The 24,771-nt window shown below is 47.7% G+C and carries 19 protein-coding genes; 6 read left to right on the top strand and 13 right to left on the bottom strand.

Annotated features, from left to right (window positions below; all coding sequences use genetic code 11):
* Positions 1-162: 162 nt before the first annotated feature.
* The 3 genes from BC351_RS07475 to BC351_RS07465 all read right to left on the bottom strand — a co-directional run bounded on the left by BC351_RS07475 (position 163) and on the right by BC351_RS07465 (position 5,959).
* Complete coding sequence (locus tag BC351_RS07475; RefSeq protein ID WP_079410276.1) at positions 163-1,257, bottom strand: response regulator; 1,095 nt, start codon at positions 1,255-1,257, stop codon at positions 163-165.
* Between the two features lie 3 nt (positions 1,258-1,260).
* The gene (locus BC351_RS07470) at positions 1,261-4,371 is read right to left on the bottom strand and encodes an ATP-binding protein (protein ID WP_079410274.1); all 3,111 of its coding nucleotides are present in this window, start codon (positions 4,369-4,371) and stop codon (positions 1,261-1,263) included.
* 601 nt (positions 4,372-4,972) lie between these two features.
* Positions 4,973-5,959 (bottom strand): Gfo/Idh/MocA family protein, encoded by a 987-nt coding sequence (locus BC351_RS07465; protein ID WP_079410272.1) that lies wholly within the window; start codon positions 5,957-5,959, stop codon positions 4,973-4,975.
* Between the two features lie 157 nt (positions 5,960-6,116).
* On the opposite strand from BC351_RS07465, the gene BC351_RS07460 reads away from it, so the two are divergent.
* From BC351_RS07460 to BC351_RS07445, 4 genes are all read left to right on the top strand, one after another.
* Positions 6,117-6,668 carry a histidine phosphatase family protein gene (locus BC351_RS07460; protein WP_079410270.1) on the top strand — a complete coding sequence of 184 codons (552 nt, stop codon included), beginning with the start codon at positions 6,117-6,119 and terminating at the stop codon, positions 6,666-6,668.
* A gap of 141 nt (positions 6,669-6,809) precedes the next feature.
* Positions 6,810-7,190 carry a hypothetical protein gene (locus tag BC351_RS07455; protein WP_079410268.1) on the top strand — a complete coding sequence of 127 codons (381 nt, stop codon included), beginning with the start codon at positions 6,810-6,812 and terminating at the stop codon, positions 7,188-7,190.
* A 25-nt stretch (positions 7,191-7,215) separates the two neighbouring features.
* On the top strand, positions 7,216-7,641 hold the full coding sequence (locus BC351_RS07450) for an SRPBCC family protein (RefSeq protein WP_079410266.1): 426 nt from the start codon (positions 7,216-7,218) through the stop codon (positions 7,639-7,641).
* A gap of 1 nt (position 7,642) precedes the next feature.
* Positions 7,643-8,026: an ArsR/SmtB family transcription factor gene (locus BC351_RS07445; RefSeq protein WP_079410264.1), complete on the top strand. Its 384-nt coding sequence runs from the start codon at positions 7,643-7,645 to the stop codon at positions 8,024-8,026.
* A 58-nt stretch (positions 8,027-8,084) separates the two neighbouring features.
* Here the strand turns inward: BC351_RS07445 and BC351_RS07440 are convergent, their stop codons facing one another.
* Positions 8,085-8,411 carry a winged helix-turn-helix transcriptional regulator gene (locus tag BC351_RS07440; protein ID WP_079410262.1) on the bottom strand — a complete coding sequence of 109 codons (327 nt, stop codon included), beginning with the start codon at positions 8,409-8,411 and terminating at the stop codon, positions 8,085-8,087.
* Between the two features lie 163 nt (positions 8,412-8,574).
* Between BC351_RS07440 and BC351_RS07435 the strand changes: the two genes are divergently transcribed.
* A complete protein-coding gene (locus BC351_RS07435) occupies positions 8,575-9,342 on the top strand; it encodes a DODA-type extradiol aromatic ring-opening family dioxygenase (RefSeq protein ID WP_079410261.1) in 768 nt (255 codons plus the stop codon).
* 30 nt (positions 9,343-9,372) lie between these two features.
* A complete protein-coding gene (locus BC351_RS07430; RefSeq protein WP_079410259.1) occupies positions 9,373-9,729 on the top strand; it encodes a DoxX family protein in 357 nt (118 codons plus the stop codon).
* Positions 9,730-9,958: 229 nt separating this feature from the next.
* Here the strand turns inward: BC351_RS07430 and BC351_RS07425 are convergent, their stop codons facing one another.
* From BC351_RS07425 to BC351_RS07385, 9 genes are all read right to left on the bottom strand, one after another.
* On the bottom strand, positions 9,959-10,879 hold the full coding sequence (locus BC351_RS07425; RefSeq protein ID WP_079410257.1) for an AraC family transcriptional regulator: 921 nt from the start codon (positions 10,877-10,879) through the stop codon (positions 9,959-9,961).
* A 91-nt stretch (positions 10,880-10,970) separates the two neighbouring features.
* Positions 10,971-11,684 (bottom strand): metallophosphoesterase family protein, encoded by a 714-nt coding sequence (locus tag BC351_RS07420; RefSeq protein WP_079410255.1) that lies wholly within the window; start codon positions 11,682-11,684, stop codon positions 10,971-10,973.
* A 294-nt stretch (positions 11,685-11,978) separates the two neighbouring features.
* On the bottom strand, positions 11,979-17,138 hold the full coding sequence (locus BC351_RS07415; RefSeq protein WP_079410253.1) for a bacterial Ig-like domain-containing protein: 5,160 nt from the start codon (positions 17,136-17,138) through the stop codon (positions 11,979-11,981).
* 95 nt (positions 17,139-17,233) lie between these two features.
* Complete coding sequence (locus BC351_RS07410; RefSeq protein ID WP_079410251.1) at positions 17,234-18,328, bottom strand: glycoside hydrolase family 88/105 protein; 1,095 nt, start codon at positions 18,326-18,328, stop codon at positions 17,234-17,236.
* Positions 18,329-18,348: 20 nt separating this feature from the next.
* Entirely contained in the window at positions 18,349-19,551 is a 1,203-nt protein-coding gene (locus tag BC351_RS07405; protein ID WP_079410249.1) for an MFS transporter, read from the bottom strand.
* 14 nt (positions 19,552-19,565) lie between these two features.
* Entirely contained in the window at positions 19,566-20,702 is a 1,137-nt protein-coding gene (locus tag BC351_RS07400; RefSeq protein WP_244208915.1) for a hypothetical protein, read from the bottom strand.
* Between the two features lie 10 nt (positions 20,703-20,712).
* The gene (locus BC351_RS07395; RefSeq protein ID WP_079410247.1) at positions 20,713-21,588 is read right to left on the bottom strand and encodes a carbohydrate ABC transporter permease; all 876 of its coding nucleotides are present in this window, start codon (positions 21,586-21,588) and stop codon (positions 20,713-20,715) included.
* Between the two features lie 26 nt (positions 21,589-21,614).
* Positions 21,615-22,565, bottom strand: coding sequence for an ABC transporter permease (locus tag BC351_RS07390; RefSeq protein WP_079410245.1), 951 nt, complete (start codon positions 22,563-22,565; stop codon positions 21,615-21,617).
* A gap of 105 nt (positions 22,566-22,670) precedes the next feature.
* Positions 22,671-24,206: an extracellular solute-binding protein gene (locus tag BC351_RS07385; protein ID WP_079410243.1), complete on the bottom strand. Its 1,536-nt coding sequence runs from the start codon at positions 24,204-24,206 to the stop codon at positions 22,671-22,673.
* Positions 24,207-24,771: the final 565 nt, after the last annotated feature.

The raw sequence follows: 24,771 nt of genomic DNA, 5'->3' as shown, positions 1-24,771 counted from the left end.
TGACATGATTATGGGTCTTCTAAAAAAATAGTCTATTAAACCGTTAGGATCTTAATTCGACAATATTCGGGTTTATTATACAAAAACACGATAAACAAGGAATAAACAAAAAAGAGCCCCGGCATCAAAATTGATTCCCACGGGCTCTTTCTATTCATTCATTTAACTTGTAATCAGGTCTATAATACTAGGATTGGGCTTCGTTCCGAGCTCATGCTGCAGCGTTGCTTCCAGTATACGATATTGTCGCAGCGCTTCATTCCTCCTCCCAAGCTCGATCAACAACCGGATCATTTCATGGCTGACGTCTTCTCGCAGAGCATCCAATTTAAGAATTTCGCCAAAGTAATGCAAGGATTTTAGCGGCTCACTCCTCTGCAGATGGAGTCTTGCAGCTGCTTCCAGCAGTAAGATATAATTCTGTTCGAGCTGACGCATTGGAGCGCTCGCCCATTCATAGGCTTTTCCTTTTAAGAGCTGCCCCGTATATAGCGCTTCCGCTTGTTCGAACAGTTCGGCATTGTTAGTCGGGGCCAGTCGAATCTTCTTTATTAACCGTTCCAATTCATACAAGTCGCAATAAACGCCGCTCTCATCAATCCGAATTTCGTTTCTGTCTGCAACAATACAATGTACCGCCTTATTGTCGCTGATCGCTTTGCGAACATAGTACAAGGTCGAGTTCAGATTCTTCCACGCCTTCTCCGGTTCCAGACCACTCCATAACGTATCAATGATTTCTTCCCGGCTGACGGTTCTCTTGCAAACAAGAAAAGCAAAAAGCTCTTCGGTTTTCGGACTTCTCAGCTTAATCTGCGCTTTATTCTGATCTCTACGATACAACTTCAGTCCATTGAGCAGGTGAATCGCTATGGAAGGCTCAACAGATGAGACTCGAAGTTTTTTTCTAATTTTGTCCAATGTTTTGGACATTCGCTGGGTAGTTATAGGCTTTAATAAATAATCTATAGCGCTCATATCGTAGGCTTGCACGGCATAATTGTCATGCCCGGTTACGAAAACCACGTCTAGAGAAGCATCGAGTTCAAACAACAGGCCGGAAAGCTTCATTCCGTTAATTTCCGGCATAGAAATATCCAGGAAGGCAACATCGACCGGATTGGATTTCACAAACTCGTAGGCTTCCACCGGGTTCAGAAACATACCGCAAATCTCGATCTCACCGCTATCGATCAGGATATTTTTCAACCTTTTTATCGATAATTCCTCATCATCTACGATAATGGCACGAAGCATGCATTATCCTCCAATCTGTCTGGGCGGGTGTGCAGGAATGGCAAAGAAAACCTTCGTCCCTACTCCCTCCTCGCTCTCGATGCGAATGTCCGCTCCGTAAAGAAGCTTGATACGCCGGATTATGTTCCACAGTCCAACGCCCTTCCTTCCCGTATCCGTTAACCGTATTTCCTCAAGCTTGCTCTCGCTCATACCGCATCCGTTGTCCGCTACGACAATGTTGACCATGCCTTCTGCGTTCAGTTTAACCGATATATGGACCGTACCTCCCCGAAAATTGGACATCAGGCCGTGCCGTATCGCATTTTCCACTAACGGCTGCAAAATAAGCGGGGGAAGGCCGATATCCAGATTGGCATCCACATCGTACTCCACTTGTAATCTGGCGCCAAAACGAGCCTTCTCGATATTGATATACGCTTGTACCAGCTCCAGCTCGTTTTGGATAGTGGTTAGCGAATCCAATTGCTCAAAATCGAAGCTGCTTCTCAAATACTGCGAAAGCTGCAGGGTCAACTCCTCCGCGTGTTGAGGCTCATCCATGCAAAGTGCGGCGATGGAGTTAAGCGCGTTGTACAAGAAATGAGGCTTGATCTGGGAACGCAAAAAAGCAATCTCGGCTTCCTTCGAGCTTTTCACGGAAGCTTTCAGTCGGGTCAGGCTTCTCACTCGTGCCAAAAGCTCCTCGGCTTCAAACGGCTTCCCGACAAAATCATTCGCCCCTTGTTCCATCGATAAAATCATATCGGTAACTCTATTTTTAGCCGTCAACATCAGCACCGGCAGTTCGAAGAGAGAGAACCTTTCCCGGATCGCTTGCAGCACTTCAAAGCCGGACATGCCAGGCATCATCATATCCAGCACAACCAGAAAGAAGTCCCTGTTCTTCGATAACTCATCCAGCGCCATCTGTCCTCGATTCACAACAACAAAGGAATATCCCTCCAGCTTAAGTAAATTAATCATGGATTGGAGGTTCGCGAAATCATCATCAACCACGAGTATAGGTTCGTCTTTCTCCCCCTGAACATAGATAGGATACTCGGGATAGGAGATGTTTAAATCGATCGGCGAACGTTCCTTATGCTCGGCGAATCTATTGCTTTTCCTCGAAGCCGCAACGGATAACGGAATCGTGAAACTAAATACCGATCCTTGTCTCTCAATAGAATCTACACGAATTTGACCGCCGTGAAGCTCTACTAATTTTTTGGTTATGCTTAACCCGAGACCCGTTCCCCCAACATTCTTAGTTTCGGAAGGATCAGCCTGTTCAAAGGCATTCCATATGCGAGCCTGCATATGCGGCGGGATCCCGAGGCCTGTATCCCTCACACGAACCTCAACCATGTCGCGGATCACCTCAGCGCTGACTTCGATGGCACCCTGATCTGTAAAATTGACTGCATTGCCGATCAAATTATGTAAAATCTGTATCAATCGGTTGCCATCCGCATATACCGCAGGAATATCTTCGGAAACTCCGTTCACAAGCGTGATTGGTTTCCCAGCAAGCAGAAAACCATGCATTTTGATCACGGAATCGACAACCGCTTTCAAATCCATACTGCTCTTAAGCAGAGCAATATCTCCATGCTTCATTTTGGAATAATCGAGCAATTCGTTGACCAAATGAGTTAATCTTTTTCCGCTGTCCATGACCACAGCCAGATTCTGTGCTTGCCTATCCGGAACCGGTCCCTCTACTCCCTTGAGAAGGGAATCCGTTATGCTAACTATGGCATTTAAAGGCGTTTTGAGCTCATGCGATGTATTGGAAAGAAAATCATCTTTGATCTTGTCTAGTTGGAGGAGCTGATTTTTCATATCATCTATCGTATGATAGGCCTCGAAAAAACGAATCGCAATCAATACGATAAGGATGGCATTAAAGATAACAATATAGAATTGCCCCAGCCAGAGATTTTCTTTGAGCGAGAAGGCCAGCATGATGACATCCAACGAATACAGGTTAATACAGAGGATAGCCATGAATAGTAGGAAAGATTTCAAGCGATCCTTTTCGGCACTTCGGATATAAAGCACAGCAATTCTCAATAGCAACCAAATAATCATCAGCTCATACACTAAAATAATATAAGGCTGAATCACCATGTACAAGCGAATCGGGAGAATAGCCACCAAAATGAGATAACCGCCCAGCACCATACTGACAACTTGAGTAAACTTTAATGAGACAATGCTTTTTTGCAATTGGTAAAAAAAGATGGTCAGGACGATAAAGCTTAGAAGCGAACAAATGTCTTTTACTTTAAAGATGAACTCGAATGATATTCCGTCTAAAAATAATAAGAGAGGCCGCTCCCCAATCAAGCCGTTAAAAGTGGCATAAAGCGAGCAAATAATTGCAAATACCAACAAGGTATTATCTTTTTTTCCATATAATGCTGCCGTCACAAAGCAGATGATATAAATAAGAGCAAGGGTGCCGAGAATAGCAAACGTGCTGAATTCATGGGCTATGTTCTTCTGAAGGAGTTCCATCATTGCGGTCTGCTCGCCAAAATAAATCGACATCGGTATGCCTGCATTTAAATAATCATAGTTGGCAACCTGAATGACAATTTCGACATCGCCTTTTTCGGCAGCAAAGAAAACGGTCTGCGGAACATTCCCTGCTCGATAATCCGCTGCCGACGCTGCTGGTTTTCCATCCTCGGCAAGTTTTTGTCCATTGACATACATCACGCTGGAAAAACGTATATTCATTTTCCTTAAAGCAAAGCTTCCACTGAAAGGCACATGTTTCAGCATAATCCGGTAAGTAGCAAACCCATCAGCAGGCAAGGGGTAACCGTCCATTCGTTTACCATTCCATGTAGAGGGTACTTCCATAAATGCGGTGGGCATAATCCTGTCTGTGCCACCTTGTTTGAAATCATCAGGGGTTAATAATCGATTCCAATAAAATTCCCATGTTCCGTCCAGCCTGATGATCTTATTCTGCTTATAATTCCAAGCTGAGAGGTCCATGACGCCATCCCGGACTTGCAGCGTATTCATTTGTTTATCATTATCCTTAAGGATAGATAGCGGGATTAACAAAAAGGAAATCAAACCAATCAGGCAAACAACCAAAGTCCTTTTGAGCACAATTCCACAATTCCCCCCCTTTACTAAAGATGAAATCCCTTGAGAGCCCTTATATTCGACAAATTATTTACGATCCCCTCCAATAAACGACAAAGCGATTCGCCTTATATCATTGTAAAAAAACACATCAAACTCCGCCAGATGCCCAGAATAGCTGGATCTCATGAAATTCGATGTGCTTTCTGGATTTTCTGAGCTTAATTGGTCAGTCGTAGAAAAAAAACCTTCAACCACCACTTTAAAAGTGGAAGTTGAAGGTTCCGGTTACAGTTACTTGAACTACCTCCTGAGACTAACAAAGCATTCTCCCGCAAGCACATTTGCAGCTAATTCCAGCTCAGACGGAACTACAGTACGCTAAACCAGCCTAATCTGCCTAAATACCGACTGAGAGGGAACTACGTTCCCCTATTCCCAGGCTTTCGCCTCCAAAACGCTCTATTCTTCTCAAATAGAGGATCTCAGTTCCGCCTAACCCACCCACATGAGCCTTTTCCCCGAAATAGAGGATCATAGTTCCCTCCCTCTCAGTGAAAGTAAGCGCCTGTTCTCTTCCCGCGAGAAATCGCAACCGCGAATCACCCGCAGATCTCAGCAGATGTTATTTCCGATCAGCCGGAAACACAAGGCCCATCTGCTTGCGCGCCTCATCGATAATTCCCACCGTAATCAGCGAATTCGCATGGGAATTCGTTGCGGATTCCAGCGTTTTGGTTTTAATCAAACGGATAAATTCTTCTGCCTCATATCGCATATTGCGAACGGCTTGCACCTGTGTCAGATCTTCGACAGAGCCGTCGCGATAGCGGATTTCCACCTTCTCAGGCTGGTTAATTTTATCGATCACCATTGTCGCGTTCTCACCTTGGATCTCTGCCGGCAGGTAGGAGCTCGAAATTTTGGAATGCATAATAATCGCATCCATTTCCTTGTAGCTTAGCAGCAAGCTGCCCTCGCCATCCACGCCCGATTCCAGCAAAACGCCGTTAGCTTGCACACGATCAGGCGCACCAAATAGAACCGCTAGCGGATAAATGCAGTAGACACCTAAGTCCATAATCGATCCGTTAGAGAAAATTGGATTAAAAGCATTCAGCACGGTCCCTTGCTTATACGCATCGTAGCGTGAGGAATATTGGCAATAGCTTGCAAAATAACGTCGTATTTTACCCAGCTTATGTAAATTGTCTTGGATAGCCTTAAAATTCGGAAGCAGTGTAGACTTAAGCGCCTCCATGAACACAACTTCATTGCTGCGCGCAGCTTGAATCATCGCCGTCAGCTCAGCCGTATTCGACGCCGCGGGCTTCTCACAAATCACATGCTTGCCATGGTTCATACAATGAATTGCATACTCCGCATGCAGCGAGTTAGGACTAGCGATATAAACAGCATCGAATTCCTCGCTCTGCACCAAAGCATCCAGATCCGTAAATCGATGTTTAATGTCGAATTTTTGAGCAAACTCCGCCGCTTTCTCCTCCGTACGCGAATAAACAGCCGTTAAATCGAACTCCCCCGTCTCACGGGCAGCGTGAATGAACTCTTCTGTGATCCAATTGGTACCAATAACAGCAAAACGTATCATAAATTCTCCCTCACTCCACTCTATGTTTATGTTTCTCTCACTATATCATGATTCAGAGGGTGTTGAAAAAACTTGGCGTTGTTTCATGAGTTCTAATATAGACATTTTGACGAAAATGCCCAATGATTGTAGTAAAACTTGAAGGTAGGGATTACAAATAAACACATGTATTTACTTCGTAAGACATGCAGAATCACCTTACATAGAGGGTATGGAGCGAACGCGAGGATTATCTGAGAAAGGAAGATTAGACTCCCTTCAAGTAAGCGAACTTTTGAAAAAGGAACACATTGATATTTTCTGTTCAAGTCCGTATGAAAGAGCGATCCAAACGATTCAAGCCGCCGCTGGCGAGAAGGAGATTCTCTTATTTGAAGATCTAAAGGAACGAGAGCTCGGTCAGATCAGCGAATGGACGTTCAAGGACGCAAAACTGAAGTTATATACGGATATTCATTATGCATTCCCTGAGGGTGAATCCACTTTCTCTGCTCAAAAAAGAGCTAATAAAGTGATGTTAACTATTTTAAATGAGCATAAGGGAAAGAACATCGTCATCGGTACACATGGTGATATCATGACATTGATGTTGAATGATTTTGATAAGCGATTTGATTTTAGCTTTTGGGCATCAACGACCATGCCGGATATTTATAAAATAGAATTTCAGGAGCTGATCTTCGTTAAGGCGGATCGGCTTTGGCGCTGAAAAACCCTCTTGACACGAAACCAAAAGGTTTCGTATAATCCTTTATGTAACCAAAAGGTTTCGCATTCTCACTTCAATGCAACACATCACTTCATTCGGGGTACAATACGCGTTGTGAATGGACGAAAGGAATGACGAACGATGCAAGAGGAATTACTGAAGAAGCTGCGCTATAAGCAAGGACGAGCCCTCGTGCTTCATGCACCGGAAGGCTACAAGCTTGGCATTGAAGATTCCGAGGAGCCGAGTGGAACTTACGATTTCATTCAGTTTTTCGTGAATAATGCGGCTGAAGTCATAGAACGAACACCGCAAGTAATCGCTTATCTGAACGAGGATGCTGTCGTCTGGATTACGTACCCGAAGCAAAGCTCTAAGGTGAAGACAGACATCAACCGTGACAGCTTGCTTAGACGAATTGAAGAGATTTCCCCTTACACGATTGTGAGCAATGTCGCCGTAGACGAGAAATGGTCTGCTTTGCGCTTGCGTCATCAAGACAAGGTCAAAACAAAATCTTAATCACTCATTGGAGGCTTTTCAACTTATGGAAAATCAAACACAACCTACACTGCCGGATATTAAGCAAACGATCGTCTTCAACGCGCCTATTCAAAAGGTCTGGAACGCCGTTGCAACGCCGGAAGGCATCGCCGCTTGGTTCATGCCTAATAATTTCAAGCCTGAGATTGGCTATGAATTCATTTTGGAAGCTGGTCCATTCGGCAATTCTCCTTGTAAAGTAACGGATGTCACTCCTCCGAACCGCTTGTCGTTCGAATGGGGCAAAGACTGGTCCCTCACGTTCGAATTAACGGAGCTGGACGGCAAAACAGAATTCACGCTCACTCACTCCGGCTGGGATGTGAACAAGGTTACTGAGTTTGGTCAACCACATACGGTTGTTCGCGAGATTATGTCGCAGGGCTGGGGCGGACTGGCGAAGGCGCTTACCGCTTACGTCGAGGCCTAAGATGGCTGTCCCATCGCAGAAACATGATGTCTTTCAGGCCATTGCTGATCCGACACGCCGTCAGGTGCTGCAGCTGTTAGGTGAACAAGAGATGCCGGTCACGGTCATCTCCGGGCATTTTCCCATAAGCCGCACCGCGGTGTCCAAGCATCTTCGCATCCTCGCCGATGCCGGCCTTGTGAAAGAGCGTAAGGTTGGCCGCGAGACCCGCTATAGGCTGGAGGCAGAACCTCTCATGGAATTGAAGCGTTGGTTAGCTTATTATGAGCGTTATTGGGAAAATAAATTAAACGTGTTGAAACGATTGGTGGAAGCTGACGATGAAACAAGCGGCGGAAACTCTTTTGCTGCTTTGGAAATCGTCGACCCGAATCAACCCGAATAAGACGAATAGGTCATCTACCTGCTGCTGAGCAGGTGGATGACCTTTTTTATCGTTGCCCTTATTCCGGGACCGGCAGCCATTCGGAAGACCACTTCGCGATCTCTCCAAAAATCGGAGCTAATGCCCGCCCTTTCTCAGATAGGGAATATTCAATACGGACCGGAATTTCCGGGAATACTACTCTTCGTACAATACCTTCATGCTCCAGCTCCTTCAACCTCTCCGATAAGACCTTGCCGCTAATATTCGGCAGAGCATGGTCGATCTGGGCGAACCGCTGCGGGCCGGACAGCAATTGAAAAACGATGAGCGATGTCCAGCGTTTGCTGAGAATCTCGACAGCTTTCTCGAAACGGGGACACATTGGCATTGGTATTTGTTCCATCATTATCACCTCTATATCTTTATTTATTATAGAGGAAGTTGCCGTCCATATACAAGGTTACAAAAAGTAATTTAGTTACTTGACGAAACCTAAATTATATCGTAATATCAGTTACATAAAGTAACTAAGTGATTAATTGTAACTTAAAGAGGAGTGTTTACTGATGATTTCACCTATTTTTGTTGGGCACGGCTCACCTATGATGGCTATCCAGGATACAGCCTGTACGCAATTCTTGCTCGAATATGGCAAATCCATTTCACCGAAAGCCATTGTAATTTTCACCGCTCATTGGGAAACAGAGGTTCTGACGATTTCGGCCTCCGACGATGTGTATGAAACGATTTATGATTTCCGCGGCTTCCCTGACGAGCTGTTTCAAATCAAATACCCAGCCAAAGGCGATAAAGCGCTGGCTAGTCAAATCGCCGCACGGTTTCAAGCCAAAGGCATCGCTGTGAACCTGGACACTGCACGCGGGCTTGATCATGGCTCGTGGGTTCCTCTTCTGAGAATGTTCCCGACACCAGCCGTTCCGGTTATTCAAATTTCCGTCAACCCTTACTTGCCTCCGGCGGAGCAATACCGCATCGGCGAAGCGCTGCGCGGCCTGGATCAAGAAGATATCTTGATTATCGGAAGCGGCGCTACCGTGCATAACTTGCGTGCTCTTAACTGGGAAGCCAAAGAACCGGATGCTTGGGCTGTTGATTTCGACGAGTGGCTCATAACCAACATGCAAGTTCAGAACTTGGAAGCCTTGTTCAACTATGAAAGCCAAGCTCCCAATGCTCGAATGGCCGTGCCAAGACCAGAGCATTTCATTCCGCTTTATATTGCTATGGGAAGCGGAGATCCATCTCGCACACCCCAGGTCATTCATCGCAGCTATGAAGTTGGATCACTTAGCTATCTATCGGTTTCCTTTTAAGGAATCAATGAAAATTGAGGTGTTTCCGAATTGAAGTGGGTTACTCGTATTCTTCAGGTTCTCTTAGCCATTAGTTATTTAATGTTTGGATTTATGAAAGTAACAGCCGTTCCCATGCAGGTGGAAGCTTTCACCACGACCTATGGGTACGGAATTGGTTTCATGTATGTCGTCGGAACGATAGAATTGCTCGCTGGCATCGGGCTTGTCATCGGCTTCTGGAAGCCGCGCATCGCCTTCTCTTCAGCAGGTGTGATTGTCGTCATTATGGCCGGAGCTATGCTGACGCATCTGAAGTCAGGCCAAGGCATGAGCGTAGCAGCGATGCCTTTGATCCTCCTTATCCTAGCTTTGATTGTCGTCATTGGGCGTTCCAAGCGCGCTTAATGCAAGACGTTTTGCAGGCTTTTCCCGTGATCCTCTGGTGAGGTAAGCGAGAGAAGCCTTTTTTTATTTTGTACAGCTAATCGCGCGCAAAAAAAGAGACCCACAGCAACGGGCCGCAGGTCTTAAGTATATATATATTTAAAAGGGGGTCGAATTTCATTATAGGTCCCGAACCTTAAACTAAGATGAAAACAAGATTTCATTTCTATGACAAATCATGCTAGTTTCATTACACGGATGCAGCTGATTTGCTCTTGATCGGGATATAAATATCCATCTCGACCTGCTCATTTTGGAAAGGATCGCTGCGCTCATCGTACAGTTCAAACTCCACTCCACCTGCATGCTCATAACCCGAATGAGGAAACCACTCTGCGAAAATAGCCTTCCATGTGCTCTGTATAGAAGCTGCAAATTGTTCTTTCGCAACCTTCGGGGTCGTAAACACAGCATATTTCGCTTCCGGAAATTCCCGACATACCAAATCGGCAGGCACACCCTCGAAGCTTGTCGCCTCCATCCCAATGATATAAGACATTGCCCCTGATTCCATATCGAAATCCGTACAAAGCCCCAGCTCAATTGGTGTGTCAGCGTGGACACGGTTGCCTATGCGGCTCCCTTTATTCTCTTGGATATATGAGGTCCAGAAAGCCGGAATCTCACGGAGGTTCTGCCCCTCTTTAACGGTCGTTTGCAGCTCATACCCAATCAGCTTGAAAGCGGGTTTTGTCTTCAGTTGATATTCCATTCGTATTCCTCCTAAATAGGGATTGAATTTCTGTTGCAGCACATTCACTTTGGCATAAACGGGCGTCACAATACCTTGTTTGCGGTAAGCAAGCGGCGTGCGTTCAAACATTTTTTTGAATGCTCGAGTGAAATTCTCGTGGGACTGGAACCCATTGTCGAGGGCAATATCGATGAGCCTTGTATCCGTATGCGCAATTTGATAGGCCGCTTTGGCTAATCTTCTTTTCCGAACATACTCCATCACAGCTTCTCCTACCATGATTTGAAAGACTCTATGAAAGTGAAATTCAGAGAAGCAAGCCACGCGTGCCAAGCACTCTAAAGACAACGGCGCCGAAAGATGATCTTCGATATAGTCCAAAGTCTTCTGAATCCGCACGTAGTAATCGGCGTCCATCCTGTGCCCCCTCCAGCATTCTATAGAAAGTTTACTTTATTTCAAATTATGCTTCTTGATGTTTCTTGCTAAAATGTACTTAAGCCGCTATCTATGATTTCCAGCTGCCTTTGGAAGCAACCGAATAGGCCTTATAATTGTTTTTACCTTTAATTTCCAAGCAATTGATTTGCATGCCGTAAGCGCACCCGCCATCAATGCCGATTTTATCACGATCAAACCATACATCGGCTTTGCCATGAATATCCTTGGTGGTCGTATGCCCAAATACGACGGTTTTCTTCACGACGGTCCGCTGCTGGACAAAAGGCGCCCGAATCCACAAAAAATCCCGCTCCGGTTGAGTTTTCCAATCTGTATAAGCAGGGTTCAGTCCAGCATGAACATAAATATGGGTCTCGTCCTCGTAATACAGCGGAAGATTGTTCAGAAAGGCAATATGATCGCTGCAATTAGCAATAATCCGCTCTTTGGATTGCTTAATATCCAGATTATCCGCACGGCTGAAGCTTTTAAACGTCTGAATACCTCCATGCTCGAAAAACTTCATTTCGGTAAGCGAGTCTACGCCTCCCAGAACATCCACGAATCGCTGATCATGATTTCCTTTGAGCGCTATGGCGCCTTTCTCCCGCACCAAATGCATTACGAATTCTACCGCTTCCCGGCTAGCCGGCCCTCGATCTACATAATCGCCAAGCAATACAAGCTTGTCCTCGTCCGCATTAAAAACTACTGTATCCAGCAATTGTTTGAATTCTTCCACACAGCCATGAATATCGCTGATGACTAACGTTCGTTTCATATCTGGTACCTCCTGATAGTGAGTTCTGGACCAAAATTCCCTTTTTCTAGCAGGACCTAACACTATAAATTAGCTTTTCTAATAGTATATCTTATCATAATTTACTTTGTGCGGGATTCCTTATTTTGCTAGATACAGATTCGCCTGACAGAGGATTATCTGTGATGGCCGCGGATTTGGCCTCATTCGCGCGATGAGACGGCCTTTTGCGCGGGCTCGGCGCACCTACGAGCGGGAAACTTCGCCCTCTCATAGAAGCAGCAAAAAGGACGCCCCACGGGCGCCCTCTGCCAATCAATTAATAAACTGAACAAGTTGCAATAGTCTTTTCAGCATCACAGCGGCTTCCGAACGGGTCGCAGGGGCTGCCGGGACAAAGGTTGTTGCCGTTACACCATTGACAATACCCGCGCTTAACACCCCAGCTACAGCATCCTTGGACCATGTGCTTAGTTCCTTACTATCGCTAAATTTGTCTAGCTGCTTAAGATCGACTGCGGTCGTTCTACCTGCGAGCGACATTGCTCGCTTGATCATGATCGCCATCTGTTCTCTCGTGATTCGCTCATTTGGCTTGAACGAGCCATCTTCAAAGCCATCAATGAAGCCAGCCTTAGCCGATGCGCCCACGGTCCCTGCGTACCAGCTGTTTGCTGGCACATCCGAGAAACGTGTGGATGTTTCTTCATTTAAACCAAACGCCCGGACTAGAAGGGCGGCGAATTCAGCACGCGTAATCTGAGCATCCGGCGCAAAGCTGTGGGCAGATACGCCTTGGATGACCCGCTTCGAAGCAAGCAATTCCACCTCGGCTTGGGACCAATGTCCGTTCACATCCTCGAAGCTCGCTGAAGACTGAACAATCGCGTACAGGCTGTTGCCAGGGCGTTTCAGGGTCACTTCTGTTTGGCCGTTTGCCTCGCGGAAAATAGCCGGAACAAACGTCAATCCCCCTGTTTCCGGATGAATCAGGACCGCAGTCGCTTGATCAGCGTCAACGGTTCTATCCAACATCAAGCTGCGGGCTACATAGGTACGCCCAAAATCGTTCACCGCAATCGTCTTGCCATTGCCTTCAGCCGAAAGATGAAAGGCAACCGGTTTGGAAAGAAGGGCAACACCCTGTTCTTTGATCTTCGCAAGCAATGAATCCGAGGCTGCATCCCGCTCGATTTCAACAGCCAACGTCACGCCCGCCGCATCGATTCCCAGCACTTTGGCTAAAGCATCGACATCGATCACTTGTGAAGGCAGATGGTACGCGACACCGTTAGCTCTTATGGAGAGTATCACCGCTGATCCACGCAAGACACTTGCCGGAACTTCCACCCGGGCTGCTAATTCGGTGCTGTTCACTTCAATAAAAATAGTACGGTTCGCAATCTCATTGTTCTCCACCGCTCTGATGGCTTTCGTCAAAGCTTCATCGTCAATCACAACGGTAGCTACGGTTTTCCCAGCTGTTACCTTGTTGATCGACTGGCTTGTGATAGACACTCCACCAGACACAATTTCCATCGCACCTACTGAGCTTCCACCTGACGATCCCGAAGTGGCGTTTGAAGTACCTGGCGTGCCCGGTGTGTCTGGGGTGTCTGGGGTATCCGGTGTGTCTGGCTTGCCTGTCAGCAATTTAAGGAAATCCCCCCGAATAATGCTGCCGTCAACATCTCTCAAATATGGCAGCACTGGCACCAAGCTCGCAAAGTTAGCATCGGTTAGCTGATCCCCTAATTGATTGAGTGATTTGGTTCCGTTAAAGAAGTAATTCGCAGCTGAGTTTAATTGTGCCGGATAGTTATCTTTGGCTGTGTAATCTTTTTGATAAGAAATAAAGCCATCAATTCTAAAATCTGTCTGAATGCCCGAGTACGTTGTAAAATTCAGATTCCCTTTGGCATTGTTGAACGCAATGTTCGTACTCTCCGCTCTAACGCCCGGGTTGCTGTTGCTCGCAAAGCCATACGCGCCATTGCCGAAAGCTAGGCTGTTACGGATGACATGCGGTACATGGATGCCTTCGCCGCCAAGTTTAAAGCCGTTTTTGTCACCTTCACCGACACGGCCGTTCGTTAAAGTGCCATTCTGATAAGCAATGCTGTTTTCGATGAGAACGGAGCCAATAGCGCCCGTACCTGCCTTCGTGTACAAGTCCCAGCCATCGTCAATATTATTATGCGAAATATCGCCTCTGAAAATGTTGCCCGTACCCGATGTCAGCTTGGCAGCAAAGCCATCCGCATTATTATTGGAGGGATCCACGTTATCGAAGGATTCGCAGTTAAGGATCAGATTGTTGGAAGGCCACAGCGCCTTGTTCGACTCCGACTCATCTGTACGGCTAATTTGCAGACCTGTGTCTCCATTGTCATAAAATCTGCTGCTTTCCACGATATTGTTGCTGCCGCCAACGGTAAAGCCTTTGGTATTAGCCGCTGAACGGGTAAAATCAATACCTTTTACGTGCCAGTAATGGCCGCTCAGCACAGCACCCTCTGATTTTTTGTCAAAATCAAGGATTGGCTTGGCACCTGGGGCTGCGATCAAGTACTTCCTCGCTTCGGCTGTCCCGTCGTTGCCTTTTTGGATGTTGATTTTGGTGCTTCGCACATAATGGCCATCCAGCAGAAGAATGCGCTGACCTGCCTTGACGTAATCAATCGCCGTATCCAGATCAAGCGGGTTGCCTATTGTACCATCCCCGCCGCTTGCGGAGGTTGCTGCCGGCGAAACATAAATGTCGCCGTTATCGAAGGATTTCATATCCACCGTGAGGTTTTTGACGATTTTATCATAGGAAGTCAGAGACTGCTTGTCGTCGTCAGGTACAAAAATCGCGCTAAAGTTCGTATACGTATTAGCGGTAACCGTAGTAGCCAAGGTTAACGTCTTCCCTGCTTGCATAGCCGCTTCTTGCGCGATGTAGCTCGATCCTCTTTTAATTGTAACCTTGCCGTCTACATTCGACTTAAGCCCTAGCGAGTAGGCCGTCAAGGAAGTCCGCGTTAGCCCTTCAAAGTTAACATCAGGCGTAACTGATGGTTTAACCGGTTCTTTTCTCGGAGCATCGGTCTCAGCAGCCGTCACCTTCAATTGCTTATTGCTTACCTCAATCGTCGCAAGACGCGCTGTATAGAAGCCTACATACATCTTGCTGCCATCTTGAACCGTCATAATATCCGGCACATAGAAGCTATCCTCAGTCCCATTATTTAAACGGCCCGTGAAGCCATTGTTCGTTTTGATCAGCGTGAGCTTATAATTGGCTGCTGGATAGGTGTTGCTTAAGGCTGGTTTAACCGAGCTCAGCATGCTGTTTTGTATCCCTTGGCTGCCGCCATTCGGGGCGGTAACGCCTGTTCTAACGAACAATTGCGTCCCGTTCGGTTTAGTCGTGCCACCACTATAGCCGCCGATAGCCGCTATGTTCGAAGCGAATACACTGGAGTCCCCAGGTGTACCAATGGCATCCCTTGCCATAATTCCAAAAGATTCTTGACCGTCATGCGGTTCTTTGGCATAAGCGATTACTTTGATATCTGCCGATAATTCAAAGTTATCTTTTACCGCGTCCAGCTCTGTGTAGTAGAAGGTGATGCCATCGTGATCGCCGGTTATTTTACCGCCCCCCTCTAAAGCCACCAGCTTAACAGAACCATCCTCATTCCATGTGACCGTGTTATTCGTGCTCGACGTGGATTGACCGAACCGGATCGATTTCCACGCATACTCCTTAGGTTCAGCCACGGTTACTTTAAGTACGGTTGGCGGAATCGCTGTATAGACAGGAACAATCGGGATCTCATATACACCAGCCTTCGTATTGTCGAAAGCATCGAGATTTAGCGTATATTGGCCAACTGGCAGCTTCTCCAGCTTACTGCTGTACACCGTCGATATCTCCATGCCTGCTGGATCAAAAGCTTCGCCAATCAGATAAGTCGTTTTCGGATACGCTGTGACTTGGCTGCCTACGATCGCTTGGGGATTTACTGTGATGCTGAAAGTGCCTTTGGGCGCACCTTTATAGGTAGAAACTTCGATAGTTTTCGTTCCTGCTGAACTCATATCAGGCGCTGTCAGCGTATATTCGCTTCGCAGAAGCTTTTCCTTGGAATTGTCGCTATAATTCCCCGTTACGGCTAAGCCGTCTTGTACAAAGGAATCCCCGACGAAGTACATTGTCTTATGCGGAGGCTGGATATCCAAACCTGTTAATTGCGCATTTCTAACCGTAACATCGAACGTCTTATAGGTGGTTGAAGTGACGGTGGATCTCGCTGTTACCGTTTTTACACCAGCTGTTTTGAATTGATAGGTAGAATTGTAAACGGTTGCATCTTGAGCCGGAATGGAAAAAGCGTATTGACTGCTTGCCAGCGGCACCCACTCATTGCCGTAGTTATACTGTCCAAGCACCGTCAGGCCCTGCGGATCAAAAGCCTCGTTAAGGTAATAATCCGTTTTGGCAGGGAGATATTGAATGTCCAAAGCCGTAACGATTAAAGGCTTAACCTGTAAGGGAACAGATGCCGTTTGTCCGTTGAAATTGACAAGAATGGAACTGGCTCCTGCCTTGGTATTATCAAATCCAGAGACAATATAATCACTTGCCGAAAGCTCCTTCTCAAGGTTATCCGGGTATACCGCCGTAACTTTTAATCCGGTTAGATCCAGGCTGTCGCTTACGAAATAATCGGTTTTCATTGCGGAATAATCAAGTTTCAATTGGATTGGAGATCTTGTGTCCTTTGTGAATGTAACATCACTGAAGGTCACCGTCGTATTTCTGGCTGCATAAAGACCCGCATATGCAAGGCTTCCTGTGAAATTGTCGATGACCCTTGTTTCGTTGTCTATTCTCACGACGAAGACATTGCCGGATTTTTTGATGCTGAGTTCATAGCCAATGCCTACTCCCGGTGCAGTTGCGCTAAAATTGGTGATTTTCTTCACCGGATTCGTCGAGCTATTGAAAACGCCCTGTTTATAAAAAGCTTCCATCTTCTGGTCCAGTGCGCCTACGGCGACATAATCACCAGTGTAGGATGACTGAGAGGCATTATCCAGCTTATTGCTGCGCAGCATGATACCGAAGGAAACTTGACCGTTGGCTGTCCACGTATTGACCGTAGCTTTGGCCGACAACTCGAAGTTATCCGCTTGGCTAATGCCTTGATAATAATACGCCATTCCTTCGGAGGCGCTTGTACTAGTGGCAATTTTACCTTTATCGCCAGTGCTTTTAAGTACTACTGTTCCCTTGGCTGCATCTTCTGTAATCGCAAAATTCGTATCGGTCGGCGCTCCGCCAAGATCGCCAAACACGCTTCCCAGCCAGCTGCTGCCACTTGGAATGCTTATCGCTGGTCCAGCCGCAAGCACTGCCATTGGGAGCATCGAACACAACAATACCATTGACATTAGAATTGCCATCCACCGTTTTTGCTTCATCAAGTCTCATTGCTCCTTCTTATTTTTATTAAAAAAAGAACAGACGACTAACAGCTGTGTGATCAGTTGTTGCGTCTGTTCGTTTCTTGAAAGCTTTACTCGACTAATGATTGCACTTCTACACACGCCATAACGAAAGCTCCCACGCCATGCAGATCGTTCTCGCTGGTTGGCCGCGTCACATAGTTCTCGTAGTCCCCAGCCGACGTTCCGATGCAGATCAGCGGCAATATCACCCGCTCCTGCTCATCGAATTGCAACGTGCGGATTAGTCCTTCATATCCCTTCACAGCAGCAGCCGCACACTCTTGACCAACAACGCCATGCTTAATCGCTTTGGCAATCGTGTAGACGAAAAGACTTGTACAGGAGGTTTCGAGCCAGTTATCAGGCTGATCCCCTTTATCGACAACTTGATACCACAGTCCACTCTCCGCATCCTGATAACGAATCAACGCATGAACGAAATCATGCAAAGAGTTCACTAAAGCTTCGCGACCTGGGTCATCCGCGGCCAGCTCATCGAGAAATTGCGCCACAGCCAAACCATACCAACCGAGAGAACGCCCCCAGAATTCCGGCGAGCATCCGTTTGCTTGGTTCGCCCAAGGCATCGCCCGGCTTTCGTCCCATGCATGGTAGTACAGTCCCGTCTCTTCGTCTTTCATATATTTGCGCATCAATGCTTCCTGATGCAGCACAGTTTCCCGCAAAGCAGGGTCTCCGTAGGCGTTGGCATATTTCAAAGAGAACACGCCTGCCATATACAAACCATCCAGCCACATGTTGTAGGCATACTTGTCTTTATGCCAGTATCCACCCTCAGACGTCAGGTTCAGCGTGTTCAGCAAGCTTCTTAGCTTATCAGCAGCAAGCCGGTATTTCTTGCGGCCTGTCTTCTTCTCTAATCGGAACAAAAGCAGTCCCGCCTGCACCGCATCGAGCTCATCCCGTGCAAAGTAAAGATTGCCGTTCTCATCAATTAAGCCATCAACGTACGCCTGAACATACGCATCATAACGATCGTCCTGCTGGGCTTCCCACAACATTTCCATACCGCACAAAAATACACCTTGATGGTAATGCCAGCGCCCCGCAGGCGGCAGCTCCATAGGTGTGTAGGTGCTCATAATGGAATCGCAGGCAGCTTGGGCCCATTCGATAGGTGATTTTACATCGTGTTGCGTCATAATGAATTCCCTCTCTATCCTTAAATTGTTTTATGAATCAACGGCCTTATAAACACTTGCATAAACATGATCAATACGAGGATCCAAGGCAGCCACACATGATCAATTTGCCCCGCTGTCAGCATGAAAAGCAGTACGCCTGCAGCTCGGCCGCAGTTGATAACGGACTCGCGAATAACGATGGATTCGATCCGGAAGTTCTCTTTGAGCGGCATATCGCCGATCAGTTGATAATAATGGGCTGTGTACGTGTTCGCTTGCAGCGGCTTGAACAAAGACGAAACACACATAAACACGATGACCGTCCATAGGGAGATGTCCCATAATAAAACCAGCGCAGAACCAACAAAACCCCAAGCCGCTAAGGATAAATAGGCATTCGTTGACGCTTCGTTTCCTTTGACAGACAAGATATAACTCGAAATAATGGATAAGCTGAGGAAAAAAGCGTTCAAATAGCCGACCCACGACTCTTGAGGCAGCACTTGAAAAAGCAAGATAGCCGGCACATACATCATGATGCCTTGCGGAAGCCCAATAATGAACCATCCCACCAGCGACCTTGTGAAATCCGGGCGTTTCTTCAAAATTAAACGCGTATATTTAAGATAATAGGCCGTGTGGTGTGTTGGCTTTTTCTTGATATGCAAGCTAAGTACAGAGGCCAATACAAACATCAATGAGGAAAACCCGAAAACAAGGATATACCCCTTCATCTCCGAAAAGCTTGCGATCATCAGACCGGCCAAGGCAGGTCCTGATAAATTCGCTACATGCGTGACCATGGCATTCCAGCCTAAATACTTATGCCGGTTCTCATTATCCGTCACATCGGAAATCATCGTGAAGTTGCCCAGCCAGTAGAAAGCTGTAGAAACTCCCTTCAAGCAGGCAAACCAGACATAGTAATCCACCATGCGTTCCTGCACAATCAAGATGAGCACATAAAATAAAGCCGTTAAATAAATACCCGCCCGATAGGCATATAAGCGATCTTTGATTTTGGCGATTCTGCCGATATACACCGTTGCAATCGGCGCAGACAGCAGCATAATCAATTGGAACGCGCCATTGATCCAGAGGTCGTTTGTCAGCTTCCATAAATAAAGGCTGATGAAGACGCCGGCCAAGGCATTGCCAAACTGATAAATGCCATGATTCCATAGCGTGTTCTTGGCTTCTGTGGATAACTTTCTAGGCGTGGAAGATGCAGTCCCTGGCATCCTAAACCACCGGCTTACGGCTTCGTGTTCGCGTACCAAACATGCTGGCTCGCCTCCAAACTCGGCGCTTCAATGCCAGCTAGCTGGTAGCAGACGGATCGAATCAGCAGCGCCTGCGTCCCTGCGTTCATATCGCCCTCCACCATGCCGCCGCCGATATGAACGGCCTGCGGCATCTCCGGGTAGTACTCGCCCTGCTTGACCTGCGCCACATTGGGCGCTGTCGGCGAGTGGGCGAGCTCCCGGGAGAACCCGCCATCTGCGCGCAGAAGACGTTTCATATTCGCCAGCGTAAGCTCAATGATTTCGCGCAGCTCATGGGCCGGAATATCCAATTTCATATAGGATAATAAGTGAATCGGATTGCGGATATAGCACATATCCGCCGCTTCTTCATTCTTAAGCGCATAGAGGATGCTCTGATAGATGCGGTCCTCTTTCGGCAGGGGCACATGAAAGCGGTCATAGAAAATGTGCAGCTTGAATGTGCCGGAGATCCGCACATAATGGGAGCCCTGCCCCCATAAACCCGAGTGGATATCCTGACTCCGTGCGAAGAAGTCGAACGCGATCCGCGCGAAATCCGCTCTGCGCTCGGCAGGCTCAACCTGCTCTACGTACACACTGGACGTAGACAATCGATCACAGCCGCGCCAGCTGTTCATCAGGGGGATGGCTTGCAGCCACGCCAGATAGGATTCCGGCGAGCTCATGTAAGCGGGCGCTTGCTGCGCCTCATAAGGCAGCGCATAGAGCGGCTGGCCGCCCAGCTTCCTCAGCGCGTTGCAGCTGTAGCTGATGGCCCGGGCCACCATCACTTCATCATTTCGCATCAGCGGATTAGCGTCATAGAAGTAGCCCGAAGCCGCGTCCTGCTTCTGCTGAAAGAAACGGACCAATCCTTGTCGCATCCCGCTTGGCAGATTGCCGAGCAAGCCGAATCGCTCAAGGATATTTAAAGCCTGAGCCGTAGATTCGATGTCTGGCTCCGCGTTTGCAAGACCTCTCGAGCTGGCGGCATAATAAAATCCGCCGCTCGCCGCGTCATACTGACCGCCCAGCCAAGCCATATAACCATCAAACAAACCATCCATTTCAGTGAGAAGCCGGCGAATCTCCGTACTGTCTGTCTGCTGTGTCTGCATGTTCATTTCCTTCCCTCTATCCCTTAATCGAACCGATCATAGCTCCCTTAGCAAAATGTTTTTGCAAGAAAGGATACACCGCCAAAATCGGCAGCGTCGCCACGACGATAACCGCCATTTTGATCGATTGTGCAGGCGGCGGGGTCACACTATCCAAATCCACACTGTGGTCCATCCCGCTGGCGAGCACAACAATCTGTCTCAGAAGAACTTGAATCGGCCATTTGGCGCTCTCATTCAAGTACAGAATTGCGCTAAGGTACGTATTCCAATACGTTACGGCGTAGAACAACGAAATCGTCGCGATCGCCGGCATGGATAAAGGCAGTACGATTCGGAACAAGATGCCAAAGTCGCTGCAGCCGTCAATTTTCGCCGACTCTTCCAATCCTTCGGGGATGTTCTGGAAGAAATTTTTCAGAATAATTAAGTTAAACGCACTGATCGCCGAAGGCAGGATAAGCGCCGCATAGGTATCGATCATGCCTAATTCCTTAACCACCAAGAAGGTCGGAACCAAACCGCCGTGAAACAACATCGTGAACACAACCAGAAACATAATCACTTTCCTGCCATCCACGTCTCTGCGGGAAAGGCCATAGGCCATCAAAGCCGTGATAAACATACTGATGATCGTCCCAGCAAGCGTAGTACCAATCGAGACGCCCATCGCTTTGAAAATCGTATTCGTTGAGAAAATGAAGCGATACGCCTCAATGCTCCATTCAGTCGGAATGATGACGAACTTTTTAGCTGCCATTTCGGCGCTGGTCGTAAACGAGCCTGCAACAACGTGTACAAAAGGGATCACCGTAACGAGACCAATAATCGTCAATAACAAATAATTGATGATCCCGAACATCCTGCCGCCTAATGTTTTATCTTCAACCATGGTGTTAACCTCCTAAGCGTTACCATTTAATAAACGCCCTCTTCGCCCATCTTCTTCGCAATTCGGTTCACCAGCATGACTAGCGCCAGTCCAATAAACGATTTGAACAGTCCAATTGCCGCGCTGTAACTGAATTGACCTTGTTTCAAACCAGCCGTATATACATAAGTATCAATGATCTCCGCAACATTTCGGTTCATGGAGTTAAGGAGCAAGTAGACATGTTCAAAACCGAGTTCGAGAACCGCACCAATTTTCAAAATTAATAAAACAATAATGACACTGCGAATCGCCGGCAGCGTAATGTGCCACATCTGTCTGATTCGTCCCGCACCATCCATACGCGCAGCCTCATAGAGTTGAGGGTCAATGGAAGCAATCGCCGCCAAATAAATAATCGTTCCCCAGCCAGCTTCCCGCCAAATGACTTGCAGAATATACATAGGTCTGAACCATTCAGGAGCCAGCAAGAAGTTAATCTTCTCGAATCCGAAGTACTCAATCAAATCGTTGATAATCCCGCCATCCATCGTAAACATGACAAAACTAATCGAAACAATAATTACCCAGGACATAAAGTGAGGCAGATAAACAACCGTTTGAAACGTCTTTTTGAAAAAATCCGATTTCACTTCATTCAGCATCAGCGCCATAATGATCGGAATCGGGAAATAAAACACAAGATTCATCACAAACAAGATCAGTGTATTGCTTAAAATGTTAAAGAAATCCGGTTCGGTGAACAGCCGATGGAAATGCTCAAACCCAACCCACTCGCTTCCGCTAATCCCTTTGAACGGCTTATAATTCTGAAACGAAATGATGAGTCCGTACATCGGGATATATTTGAAAATCAGAAAATAGAGCACGCCCGGCAGCAGCATGACGTAAATCCATTTATTTTTCCACAACCGTCTGCTCAGCTCACTGCTTTGTTTCCTCGCCACCACACGCCTAGCCACATTCACTTCTTGCATATCACTTCTTCCTTTCCGGGTGATTCATACCAACGAGAAGACTGCTGCTCGTGCAGCAGCCCTCCCAACATTCAACTTCAACCAGTGTGACGGACTGCGCATTTTTTATTTTTTGTACAAAGCGTTGTATTCTTCAATAATTTTGCTGCCTCCACGGCTTTTCCAATCCTCAATCGCTTTGTCAAACCCAGCTTTATCGATTGTTCCGTAGATATATTTGTTTGTTGCGTCTTTAATGACTTCTTGCAATTGAACCCCTTTTTCCAAATACGTTTTGGAATCCAACGCAGCTACCGGATCCTGCACAGCAAATTTCAGGTTAGCAATCTTCAGCTCATCTGCTTTGCCTTGCGCTGGAATCGTAGGAATGCCCAAGTATCTTCCCGACGTATCTTCATCGCCAATCGCTGCATCAGTGAACGGCTTCACTTCACGCGTCCATTTCTCCTCATCCAGCTTCTTCGCTTTGTTATCGATGACGCTGTAGTTCACATCTTTGATGCCCCAGTTTGCGAGGTTAGCCACTTCCGGCGTCATCATCTTGTCAAAAAAAGCTAGAACTTTCTTCAATTCAGCTTCTGTTTTGATTGCGGATTTCGGGAAGAGCACCACGTTCGCAAAGCCTGGAAGCGCCCATGAAGCGAATTTGCCGTTTGGTCCTGCGACCATGCTGTGTACATCGACGACGGCTGTTGGCACGTTTTTGATCAAATCTTTATTGAGTGTCGATACATCGGTCATCGCCCCGATATACATACCGGCTGTCCCGTTGGTGAAGAGCTTTTGTTGATCTGTTTTGCTCGTTGCGGCGAAATCCTTGTTGATCAGCCCTTCGTTGCGCAGCTTTTTAAAATAATCCATCGTCGCTACATATTCCGGGAACATGAACTCCGGCTGCAGCTTGCCGTCTTTCTCGCCCCAGTTGTTCGGCACGCCTAACCAAGTCGCTACCGTTTTGAAAGCACCATAGATCAGATCGTTCCGATCCGTTAAACCGATCGTATCCTTTTTCCCGTTGCCATCCGGATCGTTCTCGGTGAACGCCTTCATCATGGCATATAGATCTTCCGTCGTAGCAGGCGGCTTCAATCCCAGCTTGTCAGCCCAGTCTTTGCGATAAATAAGACCTTGACGCGCAATATCGACACCGCGATACAGGGTGTACAGCTTTCCATCTACTTTGGTGTTGTCATTCGTTGTCGATTTCAATTTGCTAAGATTCGGGAAATCCTTGAGCAGCGGCCCAATCTCCCAGAATTGTCCGTCACGAATCGCTGACTTCATCTGAATGAAGGTCGCTTGGTTTTTCAGGTACGTCACCTGCGGCAGTGCACCTGTCGCAAATGTTGTGTTCAATTTCTCCTCATACGTATCTGCCGGGAAAAATTGGTACGTCAGCTTCGTATTCGTTAATTTCTCCAGCTCTTTAATAATCGTATCCGGCGGCGTCTGCGCCGTGTTGAGCGGAGCCATGATCGTAATCGCCGTTGGCGTGTTATCGGCTGTTGCTTTCGGCGCTGCCGTTGCGGCTGTACCGGTCGTAGCGGCAGGAGTAGCCTTGCCTCCATCCGAGCATGCTGCCAAAGCAAAGCTGGAAACTAACAGGACGCTAAGCGGAATCGAAACTAACTTTCTCTTCATATGGGATAGACCTCCGTAAATTTGTGGTGTGCTACAACTTCCACATTACAGGGGCGGAGGAAGGTACCGAAATAATCATTTGCTCATTTCGGCCTTGCCGGATACGGGTTCTGAGATGATGATTATCGGGTGAGTAGATGATTATCGGGAGGTGCTGCCGGAGCGTGGGCGGGGACGCGATGCTTGTTCGACGAGGACATAGGGTTGCACGCGTGGCTTGGCCCGGCTGGCCTTTGACGGCGGGCTGGGGGCGGCGCGGGGTGAGCGAGCTGAGCCGGGAGAGCCGGGAGAGCCGGGGGTGGCGGGGTGAGCGGGCTGAGCCGGGAGCGATGGGGGCGGCGGGGAGTGCGAGCTGAGCCGGGAGCGATGGGGGCGGCGGGGAGTGCGAGCTGAGCCGGGAGCGCTCGGGGCGGCGGGGAGTGCGAGCTGAACCGGGAGCGCTCGGGGCGGCGGGGTGAGCGGGCTGAGTCGGGAGAACCCGGGGCGGCGCGGGGTGAGCGGACGGCGCCGGGAGCGCTCGGGGCGGCGCGGGGTGAGCGGGCTGAGTCGGGAGCGCTCGGGGCGG

The organism is Paenibacillus ferrarius, assembly GCF_002027705.1.
Taxonomy (GTDB): domain Bacteria; phylum Bacillota; class Bacilli; order Paenibacillales; family NBRC-103111; genus Paenibacillus_E; species Paenibacillus_E ferrarius.
The sequence above is the reverse complement of the archived record's forward strand: the minus strand, read 5'-3'. Positions and strand labels throughout refer to the sequence as shown.